Raw genomic sequence first — 23,478 nt, forward strand, 5'->3', positions numbered from 1 at the left:
CTGCAAGCCGCCCAGACCGCACTCCAAGCCAAGAACTACGCCGAAGCCAAAACCCAGATCGGCGCCGCCGAAGCGGTCGGCAAGCTGACGCCGTACGAGAGCTACATCGTCGCGCGCCTGAAGTCCTTGTAGGAGGCCCAGCCGTCGTGCACAGCGATCCCCGAGAAGCCCGGCAAGATGCCGAAGGCGTCCATCGCTTGGCGCCCGTGCTTGGCGTGTGCGCCCGTACCAAGAGAGGGTGGCGGTGCTGGCCGCGCGTGCAGCCAGTGCAGGCGTCCGGCCACGCGCTGTCCGGTTTCATCGAAGTGCGCCACCGGCGCGGCCGTCACGGCCGCGGCGATCTGATCCCCCGCGGGGGCGAACGTGCGCTGAGCCGCCGCGATGCACACCTGGATCGTCCCCGGCGACATCGCCCATCCGCACAGATCGCCCAGCACCGCACGGTTGCGCTCGATCGGCAGCAACTGATACTGGGTTAGATACACCGCCGCCGCCTTGATCGTCGGCCCGCATTGCACCGGCTGGTCTACACCTTCCGGAAACGTGCCGCGATGCGTCCGGCCTCAAGCACAGCGCACGGACGACACCTGATGCTCGGTGACCTCCAAACGCAGCGGCGGCAGATCAAACACCTGACGTCGATCCGGGCTCAACACCGCGTCCGCCAGCGCCAGTGTCTGGCCGCATCGATCACAGGACGCCGGCGGGTCATGCCGAACCACGCGGTCCGGGACGGCAACCCGCTTGAGCGTTGTCCCTTTGTGGCCCGGCTGGCCGCCGGGCCGCTGACCGCTGGCTTGCCGCAAACTCTGGAGCTTCTTCGCCAGCCCATCCGACGACGGCGGCTTGCTGGAGTTGTGACTGTCCTTGGACAATCGGGCTTCCAACTCCGCCACCCGAGCGCCCAACGTCAGCACCTGCTGCTGCAAGACGGCTATGTGATGCCACAGCGCCACAATCAGAGCGTCTTTCTGCTCGTGCGTCAGCTGACCCAGCTCCGGAAACTCCTTCATACATTAGCTATGCATCGCAACTTCATGTAGTACAATAGCTTTGAAGAACATCTGAATAGTTACATCGCACCTTTTATGGCTGCGCCAGATCCAGTCCGTCAGAAAAGGGACTGCAATTTCATCGCGGCACTCATATTGCCGGTTACCTTTAGCTTGCCAGTCATCATCGCGCGAATTGGACTCAAGCTTCCATCACGCAGGCTTGCAAAGTCGGCGATGTCTACATTTACCGTGCAGTCGGCTGCCTGGTCCTCATTCGTGACCTGGATGGGTGTGACGGCGGCATTGATAAAAAGAACACCACCTTCATTGAAAAGGATCTTGATGGTCACCCCCGGCCCGGGTTCGTCACCAAGATGCGTCCGAAAGTCATCCGTGATTGCTTGCAGGTCCGACATTCTCAGGGCTCCAGGTATTGTTATTCCTACCGGTCTATTCCGTGCCGGCAGAGAGAAGAAACCGACCCATCAGGTCCGGTATGAAAGCGCGGACACGGGCCGCTTCGCAACACTGCGTTGCTGACAATAACATCCAATCTTTGTTTGGTTCAAGGAAGAGAGCCCCGGGTTCAAACCATCGGCACCCTCGACGACACCGCGCGCCTTGTGGAGCAGACTGGAAGCGAGGCGCCCGAGTATCCGGAGTCGCGCTTTCTGACGCCCGCTCAACGCTTTCAATTATAGTGGCGGCTACCTCCACCTTAGCGTGTCAAAAATCATGGGCCGACCTCTCAAACCACTGATCGAATTTAATAAGGTCATTCAGATCGCGCTTAAGCTGGTCGAGAAGAATGGCCCCGACGGTCTTAACATGCGAGCTTTGGGAAAAGAACTCGGCGTCAACCCCGCTTCCCTGTACCATCATTTCAAGGACAAGAACGAAATTCTCGATGCCGTCGCCGATCACGTGATGCGTTCGGCGAAGCTTCCGAAGAAGAAAACGATCGCTACTTGGGACGATATCGCAATTGACCTTGCTACTGCTTACCGCTCGCTTATCGTAGCGCAGCCAAATGTCACCTTGCTGGTGGTAGGCCGTCGGGCAGGACACAGACCTGCCGTGGCGCATCAGAACTACGAGGAGCTCCTCTCGAAGCTCTGTGACGCTGGCTTCCCTCCTGAGCGCGCACTACTGGCCATGATCTCTCTGGAAATGCTAGCCACCGGCAGCGCCATCGAGGAAGCGACAATGGGCCCAGAAACTCAGTTTGCGCCGGTTGATCCCAATAAATATCCGATTCTTTACAAGATTTCCCAGGGCCCAAAGCTGCAACTTCGCTCTGCCTTTAAGGAAATGTGCTACCTGATGATGTTGGGCCTTAAGGTTGACCAGGACCAGACGGCGCTGCGATCAAAATCGATGTCCAGACGGCAGTCGGCCGTTACTGAGATCGCCAATCCCGCGAAGAGCAGAGTCCAGTCACGGCGATCGGCGAAGGCTGATAGCAAGCGAAAGAAGACCTGAGCTGTTGCGTCCCCGGAGCACCCCTTCCGGCGCGGGCCCGAGCCGCCCTCAACCGGACGAGAAAGCGGCGGCGCCACGCAATCTGGTTTGAGCTATACGTACTAAGCTTTTGATGATTGCATCACCAGATGACTACGCCGCCACATCCCATCTCACCGGCAGTGAGAGTACGCCGCGTATCGTCCAGCCGGTGATTTTGGGAGTTGGGACTGATGGATCCCACCGCAAGTTTGGCAGATCGTCAAGCATCCGCTCTAAGAAGCGCGCTATCTCCAAGCGAGCCAAGTGCATACCAATACAGGTATGTGCTCCATTGCCAAACGCCATATGGGCCATCGGTCTCTGGCGGGTAATATTGAAGACATGAGGATCCAGCCAACGAGAAGGATCTCGATTGATGACCGCGTGAAGGACATAGACGATCGATCCCTTCGGGATTGGCACCCCCAGAAGTTCGCTGTCACGGGTAGCGATACGGGGCATCATCGAAGCGACGCCCTCGTAACGTAGGGCCTCTTCGATCGCGGCCGGGATCAGCCCACGGTCCGCCTTGAGCTTTTCGAACTCGACTGGATGCGCCAATAGCAACTGAACAATGTTGCTCGACATTTTATAAACGGTATCGATACCGCCCTGCATGAGGTGCGTGATCATTGCGACGAAGTTTTCGATCGGAATCGGCTCACCGTTGACTTCGGCTTGAGTCATTGCAGACACCAAATCGTCTTTGGGTGCTCGTCGGCGCTCTTCGATCAGGCGCAAGGAATACGCTTTCATTCCCTGCCCTGCTTCAAAGGCCCCCATTGGATCAAGATTGAATTGCTGAATCTTCTTGAAGCACTGCGCCACATAGACAATGTCGGACGGATCGAAACCGACTACCGCACCCACGATGTCGTATGGAAAATACGGGGTCAGTTCCCGGACCAAATCGGCGCGGCCTTTCTGCTTGAGGTTAGCGAACCGTCGAGCCAAGCATGGCCGAATAATCTTTTCATCCCAGGAGGCAACGAGCTTGGGCACAAAGCCGAGTTGCATATGAGAGCGAAACTTCGTGTGCTCAGGCGGATCCATCATAAAGATGCCTGGCCCCCAAAATTGTCCGGTGGTCTCCCCGAAGACGCTGGAAGAAAAGACTTCCGGATTCATATAGACCACCCGGCCGGCCTCCCACGTCGTCGCTGCGAACGAAGACTTCGAGTCGTGCGCTGGGCTCACCATGATGCTAGGCAGGACAAAGCGCCCAAAAGCTGTCCCTACTCCTTTGACGACGGGTCCGATCTGCTGCAATGATGACAGCTCGCGCACTGTATCGTCGAGGCGATCAAGCTCGGCAGTATCGTCAGGATGGCACTGAAGCGCTTCGCCATCAGGGTCCATCGTTGATGACAGTTCGGAATAAGCCGGAAAAGAGTCGGTAGCGCTCATGTGTGGGCCTTCGCTAGCTTGCAGGATGGCGTATGGATTTACTGCTCGTTCGCCTTTTTACAAACGAACGTCAAAAGACAATTCAGCAAATCTCGTAGCACCAGACTTGCGGCATCCATCGGATCTCACGTCGAGCGGTAAAGTGATGATGGCGTCCATCATTTACGGCTTCTTATTTCTCTCTGCCGCGGCGACCACTTCCAATCGAGCATCATCAGGACCGCGCCCCAGCCCACGCTCCGGGCATCGGGCTTGGCGATCGAGCGCCCGGCCCGACGACACTCACCGCAGCGCAGCTGCGCCGTGTGCGAGGTGTGTAATCCATGGTCCCTGGGTTATTGCGCCCCAACTCGCGGCTGATCGTCGAAGCCGAGCGTCCCAGCAACCGACCCATCGCCCTCATGTTGGAGCCTTGCAACTCCGTACTCGCCATCATCATCCGTTCATCGGGCTGACGCTGTTCGCACCGCGTTCGCTCTTGCATGCAATCACCTTAAACTAGAAGGTGTTGCACTTCAGATTTGAGGCCGCCCTGCTTATCGGTCGCCAACAAGCACAGGAAGAGCCTCCAAGCTTGCCACATAACAAACATTGTTTGATATGATGCTCTGGACAGGCCTCGATTGCAATAGTGTAACAATGTCAAATCATGCGGGCAGGCTCTACTGCAAGTTCTTCATTTCGAGCATCAGGTGTCCATGCCGCTGCATGCATTAGCACTAGTGCGACCTGTCAGCGTGATGTTTTTTTTCTTGTATCGACTGCTGTCCAGTGACTACAGCCAGATGTGGCGTGACGCAGGCGATGACCATGAATAGTCGCGATGAAAGACATGACCAGATTCGGCTTATCGAGTTGACGATCACTGAGCATAGCGGCGCCAGACCCATATAGCGGCCCACACTTCAGACGTAGTTGTTGTGGGGTCGACGATCAACGACTACATTTTTTTATTGACATCAATCGAGGTGCGGCGATGAACACCTATCAACCTGACAGTGAGACGCTGGTGGACATTTATAGAAAGATGACGCTGATCAAACAAAGTGATGATCGAGTGATCGGCGCGATGAAGGCGGGACGCATGCGCATGCCGTATTACTCGGCGCGCGGGCAGGAATGCATACCGGCGGCGATCAGCGTACTGCTGACCGATGAGGACTATCTCGTGACGATTTATCGCGGCGTTCACGACATGCTCGCCAAGGGTTTGCCAGCCAAGCTCTTGTGGGCCGAGCTGGCCGGTAAGGCCACCGGTAGTTGCAAGGGCAAGGGCGGCCCGATGCATCTGACCTACCCCTCCAAGGGCTGCATGGTGACCACCGGCATCGTCGGCTCCAGCATGCCCATCGCCTGCGGCCTGGGGCTGGCGTCGCAGCTCCGCGGCGAGAAGCGCGTGACCATCGCGAACTTCGGTGACGGAGCCAGCAATATCGGGGCGTTTCACGAATCGTTGAATCTCGCTGCCGTGTGGAAGCTGCCGGTGATCTTCGTTTGTCAGAACAATCAGTACGCCGAGCACACGTCCTATTCGAAGGGCACGTCGGTGGCGAAGATCTCCGACCGTGCCGTCAGTTATTGCATCCCTGGTCTGCATGTCGATGGAAACGATCCCATCGCCATGTATAGCGCCGCGAAGACCGCGATTGAACGGGCTCGTTCCGGTGAGGGCCCGACCCTGATAGAGGCGATGACGTTCCGCTTCAACGGACATCTGATTGGCGACATGGGCGAGTACATTCCGAAAGCCGAGTACGCTGCTGCGGTCGCTGCCGACCCCTATCCGAAGTACCGCAGTTGGTTGCTCGAGACCAAGCAGGCCAGCGAGGCCGATCTGGATGCGATCGATCTGGCGATCAGGGCCGAAATCGATGAAGCCGAAGCCTTCGCGATGAGCAGCCCGCCGCCGGACGCGATTGAAGTCAAGCGCGACGTTTACGCCTACGAAATCGCCTGAGGAGGCCCAGAGCATGAGTACCGAAACCAAGGCTCCGGCCAACATCAACTTGATTCAGGCTCTGAACTGGGCGCTGCATGACGCGATGGAGGCCGATGAGAACGTGATCGTCTTTGGCGAAGAAGTCGCTGATCCAGAAGGCGGTGGCGTGGTGAAGATCAGCTCCGGCCTGTCGACCAAGTACGGCAGTCGCGTGCGCTCCACGCCGATTTCAGAGATGGGCTTCATGGGCGCTGCGGTCGGCGCCGCGGTCGTCGGGATGAAGCCGGTGGTGGAGATCATGCTGATGAACTTCGTCGCGGTGTGCATGGACCAGATCACGAACCATGCTGCGAAGTTGCGCTTCATGTCCGGTGGCCAAACGCATGTGCCGATGGTCATCCGCACAATGACCGGCTCGGGCATCCAGAATGGTGGCCAGCACTCGGACTTCCTCGAAGCCTGGTTCTGCCATACGCCGGGCATCAAGGTCGTGATGCCCAGCAACCCGGTCGATGGCTATGGTCTGCTGCGGTCAGCCATCGATGATCCGGACCCTGTTCTGTTCGTCGAGCATCTGAAAAGCTATTTCGCGCCGGGCATCGCACCGGAGCGCGGCTCCAAGATCCCGCTAGGCAAAGCACGTATTCACAAGGCTGGTACCGACGTTACCGTGATTGGATACAGCCGCTCGATGCTCGATATCCCGCCGGTAGCAGCGAAACTGCAAGCCGAAGGCATCAGCTGCGAAGTCATCGATCTGCGCACGGTGTCCCCGCTGGACATGGAGACCATTCTCACCTCGGTCAAGAAGACGGGTCGCGTCGTGGTGGTGCACGAGGCGGTGAAGTCCTTTGGTGTGGGGGCGGAGATTTCCGCGCGCATTCACGAGGCCTTGTTCAAGGAGCTGAAGGCACCCGTGCAGCGCGTGGCCAGCAACGACAGCCCGGTGCCGTATGCGCCGCCGCTGGAAGCCGCCTTTCTTTATAGCCACGCGGACATCGAAGCCGCAATCCGCAGGACCCTCGCCTGAATTCCACTCCCCAGACTGCAGAGACGCAAGCATGAGCACTGAAATTATCCTGCCCAAAATCGGCTTCTCGATGGACGAAGGCACTATCGCTGAATGGATGGCGGCCGACGGCGCGAGCGTCGAAAAAGGCCAGCCGCTCTATTCGCTGGAATCCGAGAAGTCCGTGCAGGAGATCGAAGCCCCTGTTTCCGGCACGCTGAAGATCCTCAAGGGAACCGGCGAGAGTTATCCGGTCGGTACCGTCATAGGGGAGATCGCTTGAGCGAAGCGCCCAATCCGCCGGCCGGGTTGGAGCTTGCGCCATGGCCGCAGGTGGACTTCGCCGCGTTTGGCGAAGTCCAGGTCAGGCCACTGTCGCGCATCCAAAAGCTTGTCGGCAGTTTCCTGTCGCGCAACTGGGTGATGATTCCGCATGTCACGCATCAGGACGAGGCCGACATCGGCGCGATGGAGATCGCACGCAAAGCGCTCACTGCCGGCAGCGGGATCAAGATCACGCCACTGGCGTTCATGGTGAAGGCGGCGGTCGCAGCGTTGAAGGCTTATCCGCAGTTCAACGCCTCGATCGACGGCAGCGGCAAAAATCTCGTCTTCAAGAAATACTTCCATATCGGCATCGCGGTCGACACGCCCGGTGGCTTGCTGGTGCCGGTAATTCGCGATGCGGATCGCAAGAGCCTGCCGGAAATCGCGCAGGAGATTTCGGAGGTCTCCGCGATGGCGCGAACCAAGGGCTTACCGATGGATCGGATGTCCGGCGGCTGCTTTAGCATCAGCTCGCTGGGCTCCATTGGCGGCACCAGCTTCACGCCGATCATCAACGCACCGGAAGTGGCGATCATGGGGATCACCAAGGCATTTCTTAAACCGGTCAACGTCGACGGCCAGCTGGTCTGGAAGAACACGGTGCCGCTGTCGCTTTCCTACGATCATCGCGTGATCAACGGTGCCGATGCTGCACGATTCTGCATCCGTTTTGGGCAGGCTCTTTCCGAGCCATGATCTGATCTGATCCTCGAGTGATGCGACGACCGGAAACGGAGCTAACCGCGCCCCCGCGGGCATTGGCGCCCGATTGGGTTATACGTGAGGCGATAAGTTAAGACGGGCGGTCTCAAGCGGGAGAAGAATGTAAATCGCGCGCCAAACCATATTGCCGTTTCACATTTTTCGCGGATCCGTTGCTTGCGACCGCCGCACTCGCTGCGCTATCCGTGAGCGATGCCGTGAAGTCGCGTCGGAGTATCCGGTCCTCCTTTCTGGCCACGCGCGCTGATCCCCCACTGCTACGAAAACTGATCGAACTGGCGGCTCGGGCGCCATCTGGCGGCAACCCGAAGCCGTGGCGCATCACCGTTCTGGGCGGACAAGAAGTTGGATCAGCTCCGGGCTGAGATCGCGGCACGGCTTCAGAAAAGGCCTGCCAACGATTCTCTGGAGTATGAAATCCATCCATCCGAACTGGCGCAATCTCGGGATCGAGGGCGGGATTTGATTCACCATCATCAAGCGCTCAAAATCTCTTGCGTTCGTATGAACGCCGCCCGATGCTGCAATTTTCCTAGGTAGGCTTGAATCCCTGGCATTTTCTCAACCGGGGAACGCATCTTGCCGCCAGGAACTGCAGTGCCAGCGCCCAACCGCAATGTATAGCCGACCATGATGTCAGCTGCAGTAAATTCTGGACCAGCAATATAGTCGTGACGTTGAAGCGTCTGCTCCACATAACCAAACATAGTGGAGTACTCACGCGTCATAAAGAAGTCCATCGCCGCCGAAGAGATTTGTGCCATTCCTGTCATCATATCTAACAGCACAGGCAGCATCAGCGTTGACTCGGAACAATGTAGCCAGTATCGGTACTGATCAAGCTCTGCGGTGCCCGGCTGAGGGCGAAGCCGACCCTTCCCGTAGGCGTCCAGAAGATATTCGACGATCACTGCTGATTCGTGAATGACCCTATTGCCATCCTCAATCGCAGGAGATTTTCCTACCGGCGATACGGCCTTCAGGGTTTCAGTGGCAAGAAACGTTTTCGGGTCGCGAGCATGCCGCACCAGCTCATATTGGAGTCCAAGCTCCTCTGCGAGCCAGACGATGCGATCGGAGCGGGACATGGCCAAGTGGTGAATTTTCAGCATTAGCAACCATCCTTTCTAAACGGATGCAGCATAAGTGGCTAGCGCCAGCCTCGCTGCCAAATGAAAATGAGTGGAAGCGTCCAATCATATTCCCAAAACCAGCACTTGCCCACTGAGATTTCCTGCAAGAATGTTGAGCGGCGCGGTGTAGCGCAAGAAAAGGCAGGTCACCAAACCTTGTTTTACCGGGACCTGCCGGGTGTGGCTATCCCACTTCAACAGGGATTTCGACCTCAGACGACTTTAGAAGAGCCTAAAAATCGACGTTCACACGCAAACCATAGGTCCTAGGAGCCGCCAAATGATCAAGCCGCCCAAAATCGGTGAACAGGGGCCCCAGCGAGTATTCGGCATTGGCCAGGTTTTGCCCGAACAAGGTAAGACGTGTATTCCACCGCTGATACAAATAGCTCACGTGAGCATTGAATAATCGATAACTGTCTTGCTGGGAGATTGGTGAGTTCTGTGAAAGAAAGAAATAGCGTGATGTGAAGTAGACGTCGGTGGCTAACTCTAAAGACCCAGAATCCAGATTGAATGTTTTGCTGATGCCGACATTACCGGAATAAGTAGGGCTACGGACAATCTGATTGCCATCGAAGTTTCCGTTCCTGTTATAGATTCCCGTCGTTGGCGAGAACTGGCTGGCACCGGTGTAGTCGGTGTATCGAGCGTGCAGATACTCAGCGCTTGCGGTAATAACAACGTCATCTAACAGGTCCGGAAACAACTGAACCACCGCGTCTGCGTCAATACCGTATATCTTGGCTGCCGCAGCATTTTCGAACGATACCGCACCCTTGTTAAGAAGCGAAACAAACTGTACTTGCAGGTTCCTGTCGTCATAGTAGAAGCTCGCCGCATTGAAGCGTACGAGGCCATTGAGCAAGGTCGTCTTCGCTCCTACCTCATAAGCTTTGACGGTCTCCGGCTTGACCTCCGAAGGTGGTGTGTACAGTGTCAGCACATTAAACGTGCCGTTCTTGACCGCCTTTTGCCAAGACGCATAGAACAGGATGTCTGTTGCAGGACGGACTTCGACAGAAACCTTAGGCGCGAACGATCGAGTCGACACAGACGCGGTCGGAAACGTCAATAGCGGGTCCGGCGGAAGACCGGCTAACGTGACTTGATTGTAGGAATATTCGACCGAACGAGTCTCATCGGAATATCGTCCGCCCAAGGTCAACGAGAGCCAATCGGTGAAACTCACCGTCGTCTGGACAAATCCAGCGTAGGCGTTGGTTTTGAGGGCGCCGTAAATATCGATATTTGCCGCAGTAGAGGGTAGCGAAATATTCAGCTGCTGCAGAATAGCTGGATCCGACACCAATGCACTGAGATTGCCTATGTCAAACGTAGCAGGACTCTGAGCCCCGATGTTATGAAAGTAATAGAGACCGCCGATCCACTTTAGCCAACTCGAACTCCAGCTATTCGCATTGGACGTTACCTGTAGCTCGCCGCTTCTGGCCCGCGTATAGAGATTGTTGATGTCGTTTGAAAAGTTGGCAATCGGTCTTGGCGAGCCGTCAAAGTCAAACAAGCCGCCGGTCGTCACATACTCATAGCTGCCGAGAAGTTTGAGATCGAACTCTTCAAACCGACTTTCGAGTCGCCCGTAATAAGCTCGGTCAAATAACGTGCTGAACACTCCGCCATCTAGGTCGGCATGATATGGCTTCTGCGGCGTGATACCCAACGCGGTTCCCAGCGGGAAGCTCTCGTTATTGACCTCGAGCATGGTTCCGGTGCCGCTACCCTCGGTAATCTGACCGGAAAGGACAAGATCAACATTGTCAGCCGGACTCCATTTGAGTTTTAGACGGACACCTTTCGATTCCTCGCGAGGCAGGGGTTGCCCGTTATTAATCGAGCCACTGTAATAGTTCTCCTCGGTGTTGTAGTAGGCCGAGAGACTCACCGCCACGCTATCTAGAACCGGGATACTGGTGTATATGCGGCTATAGCTCTGATCGTACTTTCCGTAACTGGTCTGAATCGACGTCTCGGCCACAGGTCCCGGATCCTTGGTGATGACGTTGATGGCACCACCCACCGCGTTGCGTCCGAACAAGGTTCCCTGCGGCCCCTTAAGAACCTCTACTCGCTCAACAGCTCCGAAGGACTGGGCCGTCCCGCGCGAAAACGGGAAATAGACGCCATCAACATACAGGGCGACACTCGGATCTGCGAACAGGAAGGCATCTGTTCCGAGTCCACGGATAAAGACCACGGCATATCCGCCAGTGCCGCCATAATTGAGTCCCGGTACGACTTTTTGCAAGTCCTGCACATTGCCCACTCCAGCCGCGTCCAGACTGTCGGCGCTGAATGCCGTAACCGACAGCGGAACGTCTTGGATGTTCTCAACACGTTTTTGAGCCGTTACCACGATTTCTTCTATGAATCGGTTATTCGATCGGTGACTACTTGCCGCTTCTTCACTGGTTGCTGGCTCGTTGCCGCCAACCGGAATAACAGGAAGGTCTTGACTCTGCTCTGGCGAGGCGTCTATTTGGAGGGCTGTTTCCGCTGCTACTTGATCCGCCGCTCGCCCAATCTGCTCGTTTGCTGAATTGAAAACTCCAGAAGCTTGCGGCTCGGCGGCAGGCTGAGCAACGCTGACCAAAACCGTTTGGAGCACGGATGGCTGAGAGTCGTCAGCGTCGGCAGCTTGCGCGGCACTATCGAGCAACATAGCGCATATTATCGCCACGCGGGTTATAATTTTTGATGAGTAATTTTGGGCCGGCGTGACTTCCCCGTGCTGTCGCATCCTGGCAATCATTTACTCTCCTCAACAATTGGTGGACAAGCATCTTTTGGCCTGTCTCGTTGTACAAGTTGCGGCAGCATCACGACTGCACGAACCTTCAAAAGGCGCTCAGAAAGCAATCTTTCTTGTAGCCGTCGGCAACTTTATAAAGCAATGCTGGGTTAGCCGTCATGGAGGTCCTGGCGGCTATTGCGACCACTTCGTGCTACTGGTATATCGCTTCGCTCCACCAAGGAAAGAAGTCCGGCATGTCTTGCGAGACTCGGTCAGGAAACTTGGCAGACCGCTTCTTAAGGAACGAGTCAACACCTTCGGCCGCGTCCCGGCTCCGGCTCCGGGACAGCACCGCACGGCTGTCGATACGGTGGGCCTGCATGGGATGGTCCATGGTCAGCCCCCGCCACATCATCTGGCGCGTCAAAGCGATGGATACCGGTGCCGAGTGCTCCACCAGTTCCCTCGCTATTTCATACGCCGTTGGCAACAGCAGACTCGGTTCGACGATGGCTTGGACCAAGCCCCCTTTCAAAGCTTCTGGAGCATCGAACACGCGGCCGCTGTAGCACCACTGCAAGGCTTGTGAGATCCCAACAATTTTCGGAAGAAAGAAGGACGATGCCGCCTCGGGCACGATCCCGCGACGAGAGAACACGAATCCAAACCGTGCCTGATCGCTGCAGATTCTCACGTCCATTGGCAGGGTCATCGTTGCGCCGAGGCCGGTTGCCGGGCCGTTGATGGCTGCGATGACAGGCTTCAAGCACTCGAAAATGCGTAGTGTTACGCGACCGCCGCCATCACGAATCTTTGGGTTTGAATAGCCAAGCCCCCCTCATCGTGATGGAGCTGCCCCCCACCGGGTTCGACGAGGAACCCATCGATTCCAGTTGATATGTCGGCACCAGCACAGAAGGCTCGACCAGCACCGGTCACGACGAGCGCCCGAACGGCATCGTCGTGATCAACACGGTCAAATACGTCTAGAAGCTCAAGCATCATCGGCACCGTGAACGCATTGAGTCGATCCGGACGACTCAGCGTAAGCGTGGCGATTCCGTCGGATATTTCATACGTGAGCGCTCTGTATGACACTTTCGTCCCCTCTCACAACCTCGGACTCGCGCCGATTCACGTGATTGTCGGGATGTCGGTTGAAGCAGGACAGGCCCGTGTATATTATTATCAAACATAAGTTGATTAACCGCAACGTGCAAATATACAGCCGCGCTCCCTAACGATTGCGAGGTAAAAATGTGAATCTACAATGGACCGATGCCGAGCTCGCTTTCCGAAATGAAGTTCGCGCATTTTTTAGTGGAGCGTTGACCGACGACATGCGTCATGCCGCGCGCTACATGACCAGTGTCTACTCCGATCATGGGGCGTCCCTCGCTTTTCAAAAGCAGCTTGCCTTGAGAGGCTGGGGCGCGCCGTCATGGGACAGGGTCTTCGGCGGATGTGACTGGAATGCCGTGCAGCGCTACATCTTCGCTCAAGAACGCTTGGCTGCAGGCGCACCGCCACCGCCGCTTGGAATTAATCTTGTTGGCCCGGCCATCATCGCGTTCGGCACGTCATCGCAAAAGAAGCTCTTCCTGCCGGGCACGCTTTCCGGCGATATTTACTGGTGTCAAGGCTATTCGGAGCCGCAGTCCGGTTCCGATCTCGCCTCCTTGAAGACCAGCGCGATGGATGATGGTAGCGATCTGGTCTGTACGGGTTCCAAGATCTGGACGTCTCACGCTCATGTAGCAAATTGGATGTTCGCTTTGGTTCGCTCTTCACGCGAGCAGAAGAAGCAACAGGGGCTTACATTCGTGCTGATCGACATGAGTAGTCCGGGCATTAGTGTGCGGCCGATCGTGATGTCTTCCGGTGAACATATCCAGAACGAGGTCTTCTTTGACGGCGTCCGCGTCCCCAAGGAGAATGTTCTGGGCGAGATCGGTGGTGGCTGGTCGGTGGCGAAATTTCAGCTTGAGTTTGAACGCAGTAATCTTGCATCCGCACCTGAGCTGCATCTGCACATCAATCACTTGCGGTCATTCGCCGCGAACATACCGGGTGATACTTGCAGCAGCCTGCTGGATGAACCTGCATTTTCCCGAAAGCTCGCTGCCGCGCGCGCCCGTGCCTCGGCGCTCGAACTATACGAACTGCGGACGCTCTCCGCACTCTCGTCGGGTGGGTCGCCAGGACTCGCTGCCTCGGTCCTAAAAATTCTCGGAACCGAACTGAGCCAGCATGTCACCGAGCTGGCTCTGGAGGCGGCAGGACACTATGGGCGTGCGTATCAACCTCAGGAGCTGCGTCCGGGCGGAGATATTCACCTGCCGCATGCCTCGACGGCAACCATCGGCCCGCTGGACGCGGCGCTGGCTCCGTTGCGGTATCTGAACGATCGTTCCGGATCTATCTTTGCCGGTTCAAATGAGATCCAGAGAAATATTCTCGCCAAGGCAGCATTGGGAGTCTGAGGTCCGATCCTTTGCTCGTTGGGAGGATATTGGTATTAGCCTGAGGCCCCGCCAGGCCGTAAGCGTTCACCGTCTGATTATGCGAGGGTCCGTTCAAGTCGAGCGTGACGTGCCAGGTGATAGTCGATACTCCCGAATTCGGACTCGATCACGGTTGCGCGCTTGAAGTAACTGCCCAGCGGCAACTCCTCGGTCATACCGATGCCGCCGTGGAGCTGTACCGCATTCTGACCGACGAAGCGACAGGCTCCAGCGGTCGAAAACTTGGCGGCCGACACGGCCATCGCTCGCGCGGTATCAGCGTCCTCAAGTGAGAGCGTTGCCAGATGACTGGCAGATTCCGCTATTTCAATTTGGAGGTACATATCGACGAGGCGATGTTGAATTACCTGAAAACTCGATAGAGTTTGCCCAAATTGGCTGCGCTGCCGCGTGTAGTCCGTCGTATCTTGATGCATGCGCCGGAGAAGTCCGACCGCCTCCGAAGATTGAGCTGCGACCGCATCATCGCCAAGCCTCTCCATCAAAGGCAGGGCAAGCTCCGCATCGGCTATAAGGCCCCTGCCCGCCAGGAAAACGTTGTCCAGATGCAAGTCAGCGGCGTAACGGCCGTCGATGGTCGGGTAGTCAAAAGTACGGAGCCCATCCACTTGCTTGTCGACGATGAACAAGGCGGGACCACTCCCTTTGATCGTCGCGCTCACCAACAGTACGGATGCCCAGGGAGCGCCAACCACCATTGACTTGACACCGTTGAGATACCAGCCCCCCTTTGCCGGGGTTGCTGTAGTCGCAACCCTAGAGAAGCCATAACGTGAAGAGGGTTCGCTCCAGGCGAAAGCTGCCAGAGATTCACCAGCGATGATTTCTGCGGCCAGGCGATCTGCCAGCTCACTGCCAACTCGCGCCAGCAGGCCCGCAACGCAGACCATTGATTCCATAAAGGGCTCGATCACCAGGGCGCGGCCAAATTCCTCCATGATTATCATGGTTTCAACGGCACCGCCACCACTCCCGCCGATGCGCTCGGGCAGGGCGGCACCGAGCAGGCCGAGTTTACTGAATTGCCGCCAAATCTCAGGCCTCCAGCCGCTCGCCGAGCGTATAGCCGCCGCGCGGTCTTCAAAGCGATAGTTTCGCAGCAGGAGGGAGCGCAGGTTGTCGCGCAGAAGGTTCTGCTCGGTGGTCAGATCGAAGTCCATGCGGAACGCTCCAGAACACAGTATCGCGTCAGTGAGAACATCGGTTGTCGTACGGCAGACGATCGCAACATAGGAAGCGCACAGCTACCTGCCATTGCACGTCTCTGACGTTGATGGATCAAGCTGGTCACCTCTAACGCCCGGCCCATCGGACGGCCCTAAGAGCACGGCCGCAGCGAGATGAAACTCGCCACGGACGTGACATTTACGATCGTACCGCGAGAGCGTTTTAACGAGAGATGAAACCGGAAGCTCGATAGATCGCGGGCGCAATCGTGGCTGGCGGCGCGAGTACCAGTTACGTGAACGTCTGCGCCAGCATCGGCGAACGCCGTCGCAATCGCGTAACCAATGCCGCTCCCCCCGCCGGCAACCAGCACGCGCTTGTCGCGGTAGTCGAAATACATCATGGAATTGGGATAGGACCCCGCGCCTATACGTCGGCTTGCTGGCGGAAACGGCGCGCTGACTGCTTTCGAGCGCAGCTTGGCGACTTAATCTATAATCAAACACTGGTCGGTTAATTGCAATGCTTTGTGGCGAGGACGACAAGCATTGCCATCCAAATTACAAAGGCGGACAACAGGAGAAGCTTATGAAGGGTAAAGTCGCCATTGTTACCGGCGCGGCGCATGGCATCGGCCGGGCCACCGCGCAGCAGTTGGTGAAGCTTGGAGCATCCGTGGTAGTCGCCGATATCGATTGTCCATCTGGTGCGCAAACGGCCTCTGAAATCGGCGAAGGCGCGCACTTCTGGCGCCTGGACACCGGCGATGAGGCGAGCTGGGTGGAGCTGATGGCGCAGGTCAGATCTCAATTCGGTCGGCTCGACATTGTCGTGAATAATGCGGCGGTTTCACTGTTGAAGCCAATCGATCAGACCAGCATGAGCGAGTGGCTCCATGTTTTCCGGGTCAACGCAGGCGGGGTTTTTCTCGGCTGCAAATACGCCATCCTTGAAATGCAATCTAAAGGTGGCGCTATCGTGAACGTGTCATCCAATTCTTCGGTAGTGGGCATGCGTGGTGTGCCGGTGTACGGCTCTTCGAAAGGTGCGGTCAATTCTTTAACACGAGCGGTCGCGGCTCACTGCAAGCTCGGCAATATTCCTATTCGCTGCAATACCGTTATACCGGGCGGAACCCGCTCGAAAATGGCCCGTGAGGCTTTTCTTCAGATGGCAAACATTGACATCAACTCCGATTCGCCGGAAGGCCGAGCCGCTGCCAGCCAGCTCGCCGAGCCGGAGACCGTCGCGGCCGCCATCGTTTTCCTGGCATCGGATGAGGCCAAGCGCATCAATGGCGCAGAACTGCTGGCCGACGGCGCTGACACCCTGACGTTCCCGCAGTAAGCGAATCGGGCACCGGATCAGATGAGTTCCTTGAGCCCTGTTCTGCGTCCTCGTAGTGCTGCCATTACCGGAATCGGTCTTTCGGAAATCGGGCGCCGCGTCGAACGAGAGGGCGTGGACCTTGCACTGCAGGCATCGCTTGCGGCTATTGCCGATGCGGGACTTGTCCCAGCCGAAATCGACGGTCTCGCATGCTGGCCCGGACGAGTAGTCGAGATGCCCGGTGCTTCGCCGGTATCGGCGTGGGAGATCAAGGATGCGCTGGGGCTGAATTTGACTTGGTACGGCGGCGGAGCGGAGGGCCCCGCCCAGCTATCGTCGCTATTGAATGCCTGCGCGGCTATTGCAGCCGGATATGCGCGCCACGTGCTTTGTTTCCGTGCCACAACCGAAGCCCCATCTTCGAACCGCCACGCCGGGGTAAGGAATGAGGCCGTTCCCCGCGTGAATGGCTGGCAGCAATGGCTCTTGCCGTTCGATGCTTTGTCGACCGCAAATTGGGTGGCCCTCAGCGCACAGCGCCACTTCTTCGACTATGGCACCACACGAGAGCAGCTGGCATGGGTCGCAATCAATGCTCGTCGCAATGCGGCCCTCAACCCCATCGCGGTTTACAAAGACCCCTTAACGCTGGATGCCTATCTGGCGGCGCGGTTCGTATCCTCGCCGCTTTGCCTCTACGACTGCGACGTTCCAGTAAACGGCGCAGTGGCGTTTGTCGTCAGCGCTGCCGCGCCGGCGCGGGACCGGCCCCGGCCACCGATTTGGGTTGAAGCCATCAGTGGCGCCCTGCAGCGAAGCAGCCTCTGGGACCAAGGCGACTTGACGGCCCCCGCGGCTTTTGACGCTGCAAAGCATTTGTGGAATATGACCGACCTCAAGCCGGGCAACGTGGATGTGGCACAGCTCTATGATGGTTTCAGTATCGTCACCCTGAACTGGCTCGAGGCGCTGGGCTTCTGTGGGCGAGGAGAATCGGGTACGTTCGTCGAGGGCGGGCGACGAATTGCCCTTGACGGCGCACTACCTCTCAACACCAGCGGCGGGCAGTTATCCGGTGGTCGACTGCACGGCCTGGGGCTTCTACACGAGGCGGTCACTCAACTGAGGGGTGATGCGGGAGCGCGCCAGATCGCGCGTCCGGCCCGCGTTGCGGCGGTCGCAAACGGCGCCGGCCCGCTTGCAAGCTGCGCCCTGCTCGTGCGTGATTGATGCGAGGCCAGCGAGCGGGGCGTGCTAGCCGCGTACGTAGGATTCAAGGCTTATTATCTGGGAGCGATCCGGCTTGACGGGTATTTTCGCAGCGAGTAAATTCTCATGAATCAAACACGGTTTGGTTATTAGGAAATCTGATTATTACAATGGCACGAATCACTTATGTTGAATTCAGCGGGACCGAACACGTGGTTGAAGTAACGTCGGGCCTGTCGGTGATGGAGGGGGCGATACAGAACGTCATCCGTGGCGTCGACGCGGACTGCGGCGGGGCTTGCTCCTGCGCCACATGTCACGTCTACGTTGATCACCAGTGGGTGTCGAAGACCGGCGCCCCGGGGCCTCTGGAGGCTTCCCTTCTCGAATTTGCCAGTGGCGTTCAACCGAATTCGCGCCTCTCCTGCCAGATTGCTGTGACGGACGACCTGGACGGTCTGGTCGTTCGTATTCCGGCCAGCCAGCAGAGTTAGCACCTATTACCCGCTATCTGTTCAGCAAGCACCAACACAAACTGCCTCGCTTCATCGGACGAGCCTCCGCGCAATCCGGACTTCCCCTGCGGCAGTAGGTATTCCGGACCTATGATGCGTACTGGCATTGAATGCAGTCATCCGGACCACCTGAATCAGGGCAATATTCTTAGGCTGCGACTGATTCAGCGGTGGGCGCAGATTCGGTCGCGTTCATCTCTGTAGCCGAGGCCTTTTCAAGCGCAACCTCAATTCCATCGATCAGAGTAGTCCCCGAAACGAATTCAATAGATTGCAGTCCGAGACCCAGCAAACGATTGATGTTCACCCCGTTGGTATTGTTGGCCCGTCGCCAACTGCCGCCGCTGTGACCCCAACCATGCGGATAGGCGACCGCGCCACGCACAACTTCGTTGGAGAGCCGAACAGGGACCTTCAAGCGATCTGCCGAGGTGCGGATGTACACGAAATCTCCATCGGCTACGTCAAGTTCGGCAGCGTCGTGAGGGTGGATCGTGAGCGCAGGCTTTTGCGAGCGCACGAGTCGATCGACGTTGTGCATCCAGGAATTGAGCGAGCCGATTCTGCGTACGCTCAATAGACGGAAACGCGGCTGTGGCCTCCGCTCTGCAAATAGACGTGCCAACTCAGATTCCACCGCTGGTTGCCAAAGGTGAATTTTTTGATCCGGATAGGCAATTCGTTTTCTCCAGGTGAGATAAGTGTGCGGCACATCAACCATCACACCATGCGGGTACTGGCGCAGCTTCTTCACAGACCAGCCGTTTTTGCGCAGTCCGAAGCGGTCACCGACCGGGCCCAGGCGGAGCCCAATATCGAACATCGTCATCGGGCGCAGCGCGAGACCCAGTTTGCCAATGAAGCGCTTGAGCTTTGAAGCGGATGGTGCGCCGAGGCCCATCCGGCGCACGATCGCCAGATAAATGTCGAATCCATCACGCGCTTCGCCCAAGGGATGGATCACGGCGTCGGTGAACTGGATGAATGGACGGATCATGAAACCCAGTCCGACGATCGGAAGATCCGGTCGCTCTAGAAAAGTGGTACCCGGCAAAATGTAATGCGCGTGCCGGTTGGTTTCATTGACATACAGATCGAAGGACACCATGAAGTCCAGGGCCTTCAGAGCCTCTTCCAGCCGAGCGCCGCCCGGCGCACTGAGCAGCGGATTGCCACAGCTCACAAGCAGCGCGCGGACCTTGCCCGGCCCGTCGATGAGGATATCGTCGGGCATCATGGCACTCGGAAGAAAGCCGGCAACGGAGGGCGAATCGCCATGGCGGCTCCTGGATTCGCCATAGCCACCCACGGTGGATTTTTGAGACGGAAACACCTCGCGGCCGAACATGGTCCCGCCTTCGAGGTTATAGGTGCCAGTGGCCGCGTTGAATGCTGTGACGAGGAAATTGGTCAGCGTCGCGTATGGCCCGCGGCAGATGCCGATTCGGCTATAGATGGTCGAGCGCTTGGCGCGTACGAAACCGCGGGCAACATCGCGAATGGTTTCTGCAGCCACTCCACACCCGCGCGCGCAAGCTCCCACGTCGTTTCGCAGCACCTGGAGGCGCAATGAATCCCAACCGACGACGTCACGAGACAGAACGTCCGGGTCGATCAGGTTCTCGTCCTGCAGGACTCGGAACATGCCGAGCAGCATCCAGACATCTCCGTTAGGAAGAATGGGCAGGTGCTCATAGCGCGCCGCAGTTTCCGAGCGCCGCGGGTCCACGACCAGTACTCGCCCCCGCTCGGCGATTTCATCGAAATCATGCCGTATACGCGGCGCCCACATAAGAGAGCCGTTGGAGATCATGGGATTCCCGCCCATCACGATCAGGTAATCGCAACTCGGCAGATCGGGAATTCCGGTCGTCCACGGTGCGCCGTAAGCCACGTAGTTAGCGAGCAAGCGGGCATTGGTATCTTGGGAACTCGCGCCGTGCTGCCGAGTGCTGCCCATCGACGCCAGCAGTTCCAACTGGACCACGAAGTTTTCGCTGGCGAACGCCGTCGGATTGCCAAGATAGGAGGCGATGGCGTCCGGGCCATGCTGCTTGCGGATTGTCTTGAGCCTGGAGCCAATGTCATCGAGCGCCTCGTCCCAGCTCACCGGCGCAAACTCGCCGGGCCCGCCAACTCGCTTGAGCGGCCGGAGGACGCGATCGGGGTCATAGGTGATCTCTGCCGCCGACGTACCTTTAAGGCAGACATGGCCCAACGAATGCGGGTTGCGCTTATCAGGAGTGAGTTTGACCACTCGCCCTTCGCGAACAGAGGCAACAATTCCGCAATGTGCTTCACAAAGCCGACAAAATGTAGCGTGGTTGCCATCGGTGCCGATAGGAGGATTTGGCTTCTGGGTCGTCATTTGACTCTCCTCGTCACTGATGCCCACCCCTCTAGTGCTCAGCCATTTCGTGGTACCGGGGTAGCGGTCCGGCGCTACTGATCAGAGTGCTGCTGACGACGCTGGTCATTTTGGCTGGCCGCTCAGGATCACGTAATCGAGAGCGCTACACAGCGACACTTCGACGGTTTACTGGCCCTTCCATTGCGGGCGTCGTTTCTGGGCGAACGCACGCGGCCCTTCAATAAAGTCCTCAGACTTAAACATTTCTCGCAGAGCCGGGTAGCGCAGTTGATTTTGCAGGGCCGCCTCAAGGCTGGGCTCATTGAGGCCCTTGCTGACAGCCTCCTTAGAGGCGCGCACCGACATAGGGCTGGCACTCAGAATTTGATTCGCCCATCGCCGCGCTGCAGCCAGCAGATCCGTCGCCGCCACGACCTCGTTGACGAAGCCCAGGCTGCAGCCTTCCTGAGCGGAAACGGTACGGCCGGTCAAGATGATACCCATGGCCGGCTTAACGCCAATTTGTCGAGGCAAACGTTGCAGGCCACCCGCGACCGCAGCCAGGCCCACTCGGACCTCGGGTAGCGCAAAACTCGCATGTTCGGCCGCGACGACAAGGTCGCAAGCCAGAGCGATTTCGAAGCCGCCACCCATGCAAACCCCATTCACGGCAGCGATGATCGGTTTGTTCAGGTCCAGACGTGAGGTGAGACCGGCGAAGCCGGTGGATGGCCACCCCAAGCCGCCACCCGATGCCTGATATTTTAAATCGTTCCCTGCGCAAAAGGCCTTGTCGCCTGCGCCGGTGATGATCGCCACCCATTGGTCCGGGTCCTTGGAAAACTCGTCAAATGCGGCGCCCAGTTCCTCGTGCGCCGGCGCGTGCAGTGCGTTCATGCGCTCGGGCCGGTTCAAGGTCACCAGGGTCAGTGGCCCGTCGCGCTCCACCTGGATGAATTCGTAGCCCATCATCGACATCCTGTCCGTAGCTGCTGCAGTTTATTGGAGGTCAATCAGTGAAGCGGAAGCTGTTGAATTTCTCGCCGGCGTCGACGATGACTTGGCGGCCGATCGGCTCCCCCGTCAACAGCCCCGCCAAGGTGTCGTTATCGCCGCGGGAAACCTGCGCTATGAAGCGTTGATCAGCGTCGTGAAGGCGGCCCAGCGCCCAGCCAATCGCTGGCTTGCCGTTTTGGAAATCGACCGTGAAGGTCTCGATGATGCCGTGCCCGCTGGATATTGCTGCGACGCTGACGGCGTCACGCCGAAGCTGTTGCGTCAAGTCCTCGCCTTCGACCCGCTGCCAAAGGCGGCTTGGTGCTGTCGTCCCATAGATGCCGACTGATTGCTTGGACAGATAGCCTCCATTGGCGGATACCACGCCCTGGCTGCCACGGTCCCGTCGCAGGGTTGTCACCATCTCGGCTATCGCGAAGAGGCTGTAGGAGTTGCCAGCACCGCCAAAGAACGGCAGACCACCCGTGACGGTCAGTGGTCTTCCTGGGCTGGCTTCGACCTCGAAGGCCTCGCAGGCGGCCGATACCGCGCAGGGAAAGCAACTGTAAAAGTCGAAGTGTCGAGTCTTGGCTGCGCTTGCTTGAGCGGCCTCGAACGCTTTGCGGGCAGCCCATTTCAGAGCCCGTGATTCACCAATAGAGGGGCGCTCGGAAACGCAGACATCGTCAGCGTCGGCATAGCCATGCAGGTACACGCGGCGATCAGACGCGACGCCAAGCTGGTCGGCCATCGCCTGGCTGGTGATTAGCACCGCTGCCCCTTGATTTACCGCATCCTGAGCAACCAACCATTTTGTAAACGGATCGCTGACCAGGTAGTTGTCCGCTGACACGGTCGACAAAAACGTCTGGTCGCGCACTGTTGGAAACTGAGCGTAGGGATTTCCCGAAGCCACAGCCGAGAATCCTGAAAACAGCGCGGCCATCACGCGCTGATGCTCGGCGCGACTTCGGCCGTAGCGGACACGCTGCGCATGCTCAATCAGGGCGTAAACATTAACCGGCGCAAACAGGCGATGCCGAGCTTCGGCCCTATTGACCAGTGGCTTTCCAAGCCCGCGGTCCTCCATCTCGCCATCGGTCTCGTCGCTCCAATCCAGCACCAGGCCGCTACGTCGGGCCGCCTTGAGAAGCCCCGTGGCTTCGGCACCGACCACCAGCGCCATATCGTGAGTACCTTCGGCGATGGCATCGCACAACTCGTTCACCAGCCGTTGCGGTGTATGTCCTCCGACTTCACCGTAAATCGTTCGCACCGGCTTGGCCCCGATTCGGGCCGCCACGGCGCGCGGAAATTTGCTCGCCCGTCCAAAGGGATGTTCGCCGCCCACATAGGAATCGGAAAACAGGCGCACAGCGGCGATCACATCGATGATGGCGGCGCTTTCCGGCGGAAGACCGGCATCCACGATTGCTCTCATCGCGGCTTGTGCAGCGAGCGTAACCGGGGACAGTCCATGCGCTTGACTTGCCTCGCCGCGATAGACGAGCTGCCCGCTACCAATCATCACCGGGGTGCGCATGCTCATTTTCACAGCGCCAGAAACGTGCAGCCGATCCGGCAAGCCAATCGGTGCGA

21 protein-coding genes and 1 pseudogene are annotated in these 23,478 nt (G+C 57.9%); 10 read left to right on the top strand and 12 right to left on the bottom strand.

All coding sequences use genetic code 11. The features are described 5' to 3' along the window. Positions 1-101: 101 nt before the first annotated feature. The 3 genes from JWQ90_RS01500 to JWQ90_RS01510 all read right to left on the bottom strand — a co-directional run bounded on the left by JWQ90_RS01500 (position 102) and on the right by JWQ90_RS01510 (position 1,411). The gene (locus tag JWQ90_RS01500) at positions 102-485 is read right to left on the bottom strand and encodes a transposase (protein WP_299688293.1); all 384 of its coding nucleotides are present in this window, start codon (positions 483-485) and stop codon (positions 102-104) included. A 78-nt stretch (positions 486-563) separates the two neighbouring features. Further along, positions 564-1,013: a DUF6444 domain-containing protein gene (locus JWQ90_RS01505; RefSeq protein WP_299688296.1), complete on the bottom strand. Its 450-nt coding sequence runs from the start codon at positions 1,011-1,013 to the stop codon at positions 564-566. A 98-nt stretch (positions 1,014-1,111) separates the two neighbouring features. Then, positions 1,112-1,411, bottom strand: a complete 300-nt coding sequence (locus JWQ90_RS01510) for an SCP2 sterol-binding domain-containing protein (protein ID WP_299688300.1) — start codon at positions 1,409-1,411, stop codon at positions 1,112-1,114. Between the two features lie 307 nt (positions 1,412-1,718). Between JWQ90_RS01510 and JWQ90_RS01515 the strand changes: the two genes are divergently transcribed. Then, the gene (locus JWQ90_RS01515; RefSeq protein ID WP_299688303.1) at positions 1,719-2,477 is read left to right on the top strand and encodes a TetR family transcriptional regulator; all 759 of its coding nucleotides are present in this window, start codon (positions 1,719-1,721) and stop codon (positions 2,475-2,477) included. A 132-nt stretch (positions 2,478-2,609) separates the two neighbouring features. Here JWQ90_RS01515 and JWQ90_RS01520 read toward each other — a convergent pair whose 3' ends face one another. Continuing rightward, positions 2,610-3,905, bottom strand: coding sequence for a cytochrome P450 (locus tag JWQ90_RS01520; RefSeq protein WP_299688305.1), 1,296 nt, complete (start codon positions 3,903-3,905; stop codon positions 2,610-2,612). Between the two features lie 214 nt (positions 3,906-4,119). After that, positions 4,120-4,389, bottom strand: coding sequence for a helix-turn-helix domain-containing protein (locus JWQ90_RS29060; RefSeq protein WP_366919404.1), 270 nt, complete (start codon positions 4,387-4,389; stop codon positions 4,120-4,122). A 492-nt stretch (positions 4,390-4,881) separates the two neighbouring features. Between JWQ90_RS29060 and JWQ90_RS01525 the strand changes: the two genes are divergently transcribed. The 5 genes from JWQ90_RS01525 to JWQ90_RS29065 all read left to right on the top strand — a co-directional run bounded on the left by JWQ90_RS01525 (position 4,882) and on the right by JWQ90_RS29065 (position 8,268). Continuing rightward, on the top strand, positions 4,882-5,862 hold the full coding sequence (locus JWQ90_RS01525) for a thiamine pyrophosphate-dependent dehydrogenase E1 component subunit alpha (RefSeq protein WP_299688308.1): 981 nt from the start codon (positions 4,882-4,884) through the stop codon (positions 5,860-5,862). Between the two features lie 13 nt (positions 5,863-5,875). Continuing rightward, on the top strand, positions 5,876-6,874 hold the full coding sequence (locus tag JWQ90_RS01530) for an alpha-ketoacid dehydrogenase subunit beta (RefSeq protein ID WP_299688311.1): 999 nt from the start codon (positions 5,876-5,878) through the stop codon (positions 6,872-6,874). Positions 6,875-6,905: 31 nt separating this feature from the next. Next, a complete protein-coding gene (locus JWQ90_RS01535) occupies positions 6,906-7,136 on the top strand; it encodes a lipoyl domain-containing protein (protein WP_299688314.1) in 231 nt (76 codons plus the stop codon). Further along, positions 7,133-7,876, top strand: coding sequence for a 2-oxo acid dehydrogenase subunit E2 (locus tag JWQ90_RS01540; protein ID WP_299688318.1), 744 nt, complete (start codon positions 7,133-7,135; stop codon positions 7,874-7,876). Before JWQ90_RS01535 ends, JWQ90_RS01540 begins: the two co-directional genes overlap by 4 nt. 224 nt (positions 7,877-8,100) lie before the next feature. Then, positions 8,101-8,268 (top strand): nitroreductase family protein, encoded by a 168-nt coding sequence (locus JWQ90_RS29065; RefSeq protein WP_366919408.1) that lies wholly within the window; start codon positions 8,101-8,103, stop codon positions 8,266-8,268. A 111-nt stretch (positions 8,269-8,379) separates the two neighbouring features. Here the strand turns inward: JWQ90_RS29065 and JWQ90_RS01545 are convergent, their stop codons facing one another. From JWQ90_RS01545 to JWQ90_RS29070, 3 genes and pseudogenes are all read right to left on the bottom strand, one after another. Next, positions 8,380-9,015 (bottom strand): glutathione S-transferase family protein, encoded by a 636-nt coding sequence (locus tag JWQ90_RS01545; RefSeq protein ID WP_299688321.1) that lies wholly within the window; start codon positions 9,013-9,015, stop codon positions 8,380-8,382. 253 nt (positions 9,016-9,268) lie between these two features. Continuing rightward, positions 9,269-11,806 (bottom strand): TonB-dependent receptor, encoded by a 2,538-nt coding sequence (locus JWQ90_RS01550; protein ID WP_299688324.1) that lies wholly within the window; start codon positions 11,804-11,806, stop codon positions 9,269-9,271. A gap of 193 nt (positions 11,807-11,999) precedes the next feature. Further along, positions 12,000-12,886 (bottom strand): annotated as a pseudogene (locus JWQ90_RS29070) (crotonase/enoyl-CoA hydratase family protein). A gap of 161 nt (positions 12,887-13,047) precedes the next feature. Here JWQ90_RS29070 and JWQ90_RS01565 point away from each other — a divergent pair. Beyond that, complete coding sequence (locus JWQ90_RS01565) at positions 13,048-14,271, top strand: acyl-CoA dehydrogenase family protein (protein ID WP_299688329.1); 1,224 nt, start codon at positions 13,048-13,050, stop codon at positions 14,269-14,271. Between the two features lie 77 nt (positions 14,272-14,348). On the opposite strand, the gene JWQ90_RS01570 is transcribed toward JWQ90_RS01565, so the two are convergent. Then, complete coding sequence (locus JWQ90_RS01570) at positions 14,349-15,473, bottom strand: acyl-CoA dehydrogenase (RefSeq protein WP_299688332.1); 1,125 nt, start codon at positions 15,471-15,473, stop codon at positions 14,349-14,351. 595 nt (positions 15,474-16,068) lie between these two features. Here JWQ90_RS01570 and JWQ90_RS01575 point away from each other — a divergent pair. The 3 genes from JWQ90_RS01575 (at position 16,069) to JWQ90_RS01585 (ending at position 18,512) form a co-directional block, all read left to right on the top strand. Further along, a complete protein-coding gene (locus JWQ90_RS01575; protein WP_299688335.1) occupies positions 16,069-16,827 on the top strand; it encodes an SDR family oxidoreductase in 759 nt (252 codons plus the stop codon). 114 nt (positions 16,828-16,941) lie between these two features. Further along, complete coding sequence (locus JWQ90_RS01580) at positions 16,942-18,039, top strand: thiolase family protein (protein WP_299688338.1); 1,098 nt, start codon at positions 16,942-16,944, stop codon at positions 18,037-18,039. Between the two features lie 149 nt (positions 18,040-18,188). Then, complete coding sequence (locus tag JWQ90_RS01585; protein WP_299688341.1) at positions 18,189-18,512, top strand: 2Fe-2S iron-sulfur cluster-binding protein; 324 nt, start codon at positions 18,189-18,191, stop codon at positions 18,510-18,512. Positions 18,513-18,681: 169 nt separating this feature from the next. On the opposite strand, the gene JWQ90_RS01590 is transcribed toward JWQ90_RS01585, so the two are convergent. From JWQ90_RS01590 to JWQ90_RS01600, 3 genes are all read right to left on the bottom strand, one after another. Next, positions 18,682-20,901: a molybdopterin-dependent oxidoreductase gene (locus JWQ90_RS01590; RefSeq protein WP_299688344.1), complete on the bottom strand. Its 2,220-nt coding sequence runs from the start codon at positions 20,899-20,901 to the stop codon at positions 18,682-18,684. A gap of 168 nt (positions 20,902-21,069) precedes the next feature. Beyond that, complete coding sequence (locus tag JWQ90_RS01595) at positions 21,070-21,852, bottom strand: enoyl-CoA hydratase-related protein (protein WP_366919409.1); 783 nt, start codon at positions 21,850-21,852, stop codon at positions 21,070-21,072. 40 nt (positions 21,853-21,892) lie between these two features. Continuing rightward, the gene (locus JWQ90_RS01600) at positions 21,893-23,428 is read right to left on the bottom strand and encodes a hypothetical protein (RefSeq protein ID WP_299688350.1); all 1,536 of its coding nucleotides are present in this window, start codon (positions 23,426-23,428) and stop codon (positions 21,893-21,895) included. Between the last annotated feature and the right edge of the window lie 50 nt (positions 23,429-23,478).

The sequence above is a fragment of the Hydrocarboniphaga sp. genome (genome assembly GCF_028291725.1).
Lineage (GTDB): Bacteria > Pseudomonadota > Gammaproteobacteria > Nevskiales > Nevskiaceae > Hydrocarboniphaga.

What these genes read in the sequence shown, in the direction of transcription:
- JWQ90_RS01590 (WP_299688344.1), bottom strand. Translation starts at nt 20,901, where the DNA reads ATGACGACCCAGAAGCCAAATCCTCCTATCGGCACCGATGGCAACCAC.
- JWQ90_RS01600 (WP_299688350.1), bottom strand. Translation starts at nt 23,428, where the DNA reads ATGAGCATGCGCACCCCGGTGATGATTGGTAGCGGGCAGCTCGTCTAT.
- JWQ90_RS01585 (WP_299688341.1), top strand. Translation starts at nt 18,189, where the DNA reads ATGGCACGAATCACTTATGTTGAATTCAGCGGGACCGAACACGTGGTT.
- JWQ90_RS01520 (WP_299688305.1), bottom strand. Translation starts at nt 3,905, where the DNA reads ATGAGCGCTACCGACTCTTTTCCGGCTTATTCCGAACTGTCATCAACG.
- JWQ90_RS01510 (WP_299688300.1), bottom strand. Translation starts at nt 1,411, where the DNA reads ATGTCGGACCTGCAAGCAATCACGGATGACTTTCGGACGCATCTTGGT.
- JWQ90_RS01550 (WP_299688324.1), bottom strand. Translation starts at nt 11,806, where the DNA reads ATGATTGCCAGGATGCGACAGCACGGGGAAGTCACGCCGGCCCAAAAT.
- JWQ90_RS01525 (WP_299688308.1), top strand. Translation starts at nt 4,882, where the DNA reads ATGAACACCTATCAACCTGACAGTGAGACGCTGGTGGACATTTATAGA.
- JWQ90_RS01535 (WP_299688314.1), top strand. Translation starts at nt 6,906, where the DNA reads ATGAGCACTGAAATTATCCTGCCCAAAATCGGCTTCTCGATGGACGAA.
- JWQ90_RS01545 (WP_299688321.1), bottom strand. Translation starts at nt 9,015, where the DNA reads ATGCTGAAAATTCACCACTTGGCCATGTCCCGCTCCGATCGCATCGTC.
- JWQ90_RS01595 (WP_366919409.1), bottom strand. Translation starts at nt 21,852, where the DNA reads ATGGGCTACGAATTCATCCAGGTGGAGCGCGACGGGCCACTGACCCTG.
- JWQ90_RS01505 (WP_299688296.1), bottom strand. Translation starts at nt 1,013, where the DNA reads ATGAAGGAGTTTCCGGAGCTGGGTCAGCTGACGCACGAGCAGAAAGAC.
- JWQ90_RS01530 (WP_299688311.1), top strand. Translation starts at nt 5,876, where the DNA reads ATGAGTACCGAAACCAAGGCTCCGGCCAACATCAACTTGATTCAGGCT.
- JWQ90_RS01575 (WP_299688335.1), top strand. Translation starts at nt 16,069, where the DNA reads ATGAAGGGTAAAGTCGCCATTGTTACCGGCGCGGCGCATGGCATCGGC.
- JWQ90_RS29060 (WP_366919404.1), bottom strand. Translation starts at nt 4,389, where the DNA reads ATGCAAGAGCGAACGCGGTGCGAACAGCGTCAGCCCGATGAACGGATG.
- JWQ90_RS01570 (WP_299688332.1), bottom strand. Translation starts at nt 15,473, where the DNA reads ATGGACTTCGATCTGACCACCGAGCAGAACCTTCTGCGCGACAACCTG.